Genomic DNA, 3,852 nt, shown 5'->3' on the forward strand with positions numbered 1-3,852 from the left:
CATGCCAATGATCCGACTTATAGGCTTGTCAACCCCCTGCCCGGTTGCCTGTTTCATCGCAATATCCGCGCGACTCACTGTTTCAAGCTTGCTCGCATCAAACATTCCTGAGCCCACCACCTGAGACAAAACTGATGAAGCCGCATACTGTGTAACTCCGCCACCTGATATAGACTTTGCCAGCGCGGTGAGTTGTGTGGTTGTTCTCCCCGCATAGTTTCCGGTCAATATCAGCTGCTGGTTAAACTCAGATGCCTCCTGAGAACCCTTGTACCAGGCCGCGACCAGTAGCCCTGCGACACCAATCATTCCTCCTATGGCCAGCTTCGCCGGGGTCACCAGCGAGAGCATTGCTTTCAGAGGATTAGCCACGCCGCCACACGAATCACGCAGTTGACCGCCCTGCTGTATAGCAACCATATAAAGCGGCATGCCCGAAGCCAGCGACGTTGCTATATCCGTCATCTGCATTGGCAGGTATCGCATAGCATTTCGGTATTGGCCTGCGCTGATAGCGCCGTTCTTCCAGACGTTTTCCTGCTCTTTTAGTTTGGCGATCATCGGAGCAGCCTGCTGTGTCACTCCGAGTTGTGCGGCCTTTAGCTCCAGAATTTCAGCGCGTGTTTTGCCGATTGCAACTGTCTGCTCTTCCAGTGATGCAATGAACGTTTTACCTGAGGCTGCCGCTCTCTGTGCCGCTTGAGCCTGCTCAATGCGAGCTCGCCCTTCTGTCGTTTCAGACTCCATGACCTGCGCCAGTTTTGTACGGGTCGTCTCGAGTACGCTGTTGTAACGGTTAAAATCTTCATCCGCCACCAGCCCTTTACCGCGAAAGTTAGCCAGGCTTTCCTGAATTGAGTCCAGTTCATCCAGAGCCTTATTAACCGGGCTGATTTTATTCAGCAGGTTCTGTAGCTCCTGCCGCTGCTGCTTCAGGCTTTCGCTGTTTTTTTTCTGGTTATCAACACCGGTGCGGAACGTGCTGTTCAGATCATCGGCTTTACCTGCTGCCGCGGCTGCAGTGTCCTGAAAATGTTCCAGTTCTCGGCTACCGCGCTCCAGATCACTGGTGTTAACGCGCAACGAAATAGTGGCGATATCGTTACTCATTACGCCCTCTCTTTATGCATAATTTTCAATGCTGCGCGCTCCATAACCTGTATATCTGAAAGTGCGGTTACCTCGTCGCTCACGTTATGAAGGCGCATTAACCATGGCAAGACGTTGTAGTCCAGGCCCGTTGCGCCACCCATTCCCGTGCGCCACTGTGTACTGACAGCCTGGAACACTAAGAACGAAAGCCATACATCGGGCCATACGTCCACGATCTCATCATCGTAATCGTCCGGACTCAGCCCATAAGGAGCCAGGTCTGCTGCTGTGGGTTCAGGCGTATAGAACGCCGAGGCAACCGCTATCAGTTTTTTTCGCGCTGGCCCATCAGTTCGCGATAATAGGTCTCCGGGATGGACTTCATGGCCGCCGGGTAGTTTTCCAGGAGCAACCCCAGGTTGTCTGCGTTGAAAGCATCAGGCAGCGCCCAGCCTGAAATGATTTCCATCAGAAAATCGGTGGTGGTTTTGCCCTCCAGCTTCTCCAAATCTGCCAGCTCCTTAAGCGGCTTGTGGTTAAAGGTAAAAGTCAGCACGCCATCCTCATCACCAGCGCGCGGGATGGAAACGTTGGCCTTGGAAGTTGGTTTGGGCTGTAGGGTGAATTTGGTCGCCATCGTAACCTCTTAGCGTAAAAAAGCCTCCGGAATGGAGGCTTGTAAGGTGGAAAGTCAGTCAGGTTAAGCTGCAGCGTCGGTCACTTTGTAGAACGTCATCGCCGGCGACTGCAGATTCAGCACTACGCTCACCGTTTCCACTTCGTTTACCGCCGTGGATGGCGTGTCGTCAAAGGATGCGGTCGCAGCCCAGTAACGGTTCTCCTTTGCCTTCGGCACGTACATGTAAGCCGCTACAGTCTCTTCATCTTCGTCCAGTTGGCGCAGCAACGGATAAACCGGCAGTGTGGAGTCATGCGCGATCGAGTAGGTCTGGGAAACAGCGGATTTATAGGTGTTCAGGTTGCGCTGGCGGTCGTCGCTCAGGAACTGAATCTGTGTAGTGTTTTGATCGCCACCGGATTTTGACACCTCGGTGATTTGCGGCAGTTCAGTCCACTCAAGCACCTTCCGGATTGAGCCGCTACCGCCGCCAGCGGCATATTTGTTTTTGTTGGTGGTATTGATATTGCGAAGCGTCACAGCGCTTTCTGCAATCGCGTCAATTTTCGCAATGACATTATCAATACCAGACCAGTTGCAGTTCACGTGAACGACGTCGCCGATCTTGAGTGCATCGGCTTCGCTCACGGTTATCACCGCGTGTTCCGCGTTCGTCGCCCCGGTGAAAGCAATGGCTGGGCCATAGCCCGATGCCAGATAAACGTGAGCGCCGTTAGGCAGTGCAAAGCCCATATTGTGTTCTCCTTCAGAAATAAGAAAACCGGCACAGGGCCGGCCAGAAATGGAACGCTGAGAGACTCAACTGGATATATCAGCGCGATAATTGAGACTGACAGGAACGGTGTAGGAGACAGGTCCAGGGATCCCGCGGAAAATACCAGGCGCGCCATCTATCCAGCAAGTGAAGCCACTGCCATTAATCTCCTGCCCTTCGGGGTATAACTCCACCACCTGTCTCGCAAGCGCAACGGCATCAGAACGGCCTGTTCCGGCCGGTGCAACAACGTTAATCTGGTAGACACCAGAGTACGTCCGGCAGCGGAGTCCGAGATCGAGGGTGCGCGGCGTGGCTGGCATATCGTGAACAGCGAGATAGATTGCGTCTGCAGGTGGGGTAAATGGCACGTTTTCCCAGGCAACCTGGATACCATTTGCATCAGCCCATCCACCTAGCCTGCTGGCCAGCGCTGCGGCAATGTCAGGAATCACTTCACAACCTCCCTGATTACATCATCAAAGAATCGCTGAAACTCTGCAGCAGTGATCCGCACCATCCCGCCCGGCGCCTGGGTGGAGTGCCCCATTTCAAGCGGATAGGCATAAGGGACGTTGTTGCAGAAGTAGATTGAACGCATCCCAACTTTGAACAGTGAAAGCGTGTAGTTTCCCGCGGCTTTGGTGAGATCGCCGGTCTTGTCAATCCGCCCGTTCTCCTCGGTCGTGGGCGCATCAAACGACACCTGCCAGTTGCCGCGAAACCGCCCGCCGGTATAGCCTGGCGGTGCCTTGATATCCATCCCATCCACCAGCCGGGCCTTTTTCTTGAGCCGTCCGGTTTTAGTCAGGTTGGAAGGTACAGCTCTTTGTGCCTCGTTGTGGTCATAGACAGCCTGATTGTAAGAAGCTGCCGTCTGGTTTATCCCCCAGAGCTCGGGATTGCCAACGGGTGACATCATAACCAACTGGTTGAGGATCCGGATGCCGACCGCGCGTACCAAAGCTTCCTGATTCGCTTTCGCCTGGTCCACAAAAGCGGTGATGGCTGCAGTAAATGCCTGGTTATCCCCCATGTTATGCCCTCAACTGTGCCTTATAGCAGAGCACGACAGATCCCGGTTTCGACGGATTCGGTTTCACCACGCGATGCGTTACGCTATCCACGTCGACCAGGTCCCCAGTTATGATTAGCTGCTCAGCAGTAAAGACGATCTGTACATCACCGCTTTCGATAACGGTTCCGTCAATCTCACCCGGTTTGTATGCCGTCTTTACGCCGGTTGCTTTGAAGCGGAGATCTTCCGTTTTATGCTCAACACCGCCGATAACCGTTACAGTACCCTTACGAGTAACGTTATAAGAGACGCCATTCTGCTTAATCATGCGGGTGGCGGTCGCCTGCA

The 3,852-nt window shown here is 53.9% G+C and carries 7 protein-coding genes; all 7 read right to left on the bottom strand.

The features are described 5' to 3' along the window. Positions 1–1,110 (bottom strand): phage tail length tape measure family protein (locus tag ACKI5T_RS09690; protein ID WP_407437193.1); only part of this gene is annotated, 1,110 nt, incomplete at its 3' end. Then, on the bottom strand, positions 1,110–1,421 hold the full coding sequence (locus ACKI5T_RS09695; RefSeq protein ID WP_407437199.1) for a DUF1799 domain-containing protein: 312 nt from the start codon (positions 1,419–1,421) through the stop codon (positions 1,110–1,112). The genes ACKI5T_RS09695 and ACKI5T_RS09690, both read right to left, overlap by 1 nt. Beyond that, a complete protein-coding gene (locus ACKI5T_RS09700; protein ID WP_407437194.1) occupies positions 1,418–1,729 on the bottom strand; it encodes a phage tail assembly chaperone in 312 nt (103 codons plus the stop codon). The genes ACKI5T_RS09695 and ACKI5T_RS09700 overlap by 4 nt, the downstream gene beginning before the upstream one ends. A gap of 63 nt (positions 1,730–1,792) precedes the next feature. Further along, positions 1,793–2,464 carry a phage tail protein gene (locus tag ACKI5T_RS09705; protein WP_407437195.1) on the bottom strand — a complete coding sequence of 224 codons (672 nt, stop codon included), beginning with the start codon at positions 2,462–2,464 and terminating at the stop codon, positions 1,793–1,795. 66 nt (positions 2,465–2,530) lie between these two features. Continuing rightward, positions 2,531–2,941: a DUF4128 domain-containing protein gene (locus ACKI5T_RS09710; RefSeq protein ID WP_407437196.1), complete on the bottom strand. Its 411-nt coding sequence runs from the start codon at positions 2,939–2,941 to the stop codon at positions 2,531–2,533. Next, entirely contained in the window at positions 2,938–3,522 is a 585-nt protein-coding gene (locus tag ACKI5T_RS09715) for a hypothetical protein (protein ID WP_407437197.1), read from the bottom strand. Before ACKI5T_RS09715 ends, ACKI5T_RS09710 begins: the two co-directional genes overlap by 4 nt. 1 nt (position 3,523) lies before the next feature. Next, positions 3,524–3,852 (bottom strand): hypothetical protein (locus tag ACKI5T_RS09720; protein WP_407437198.1); only part of this gene is annotated, 329 nt, incomplete at its 5' end.

This window comes from Lelliottia sp., from assembly GCF_045627565.1.
Lineage (GTDB): Bacteria > Pseudomonadota > Gammaproteobacteria > Enterobacterales > Enterobacteriaceae > Enterobacter.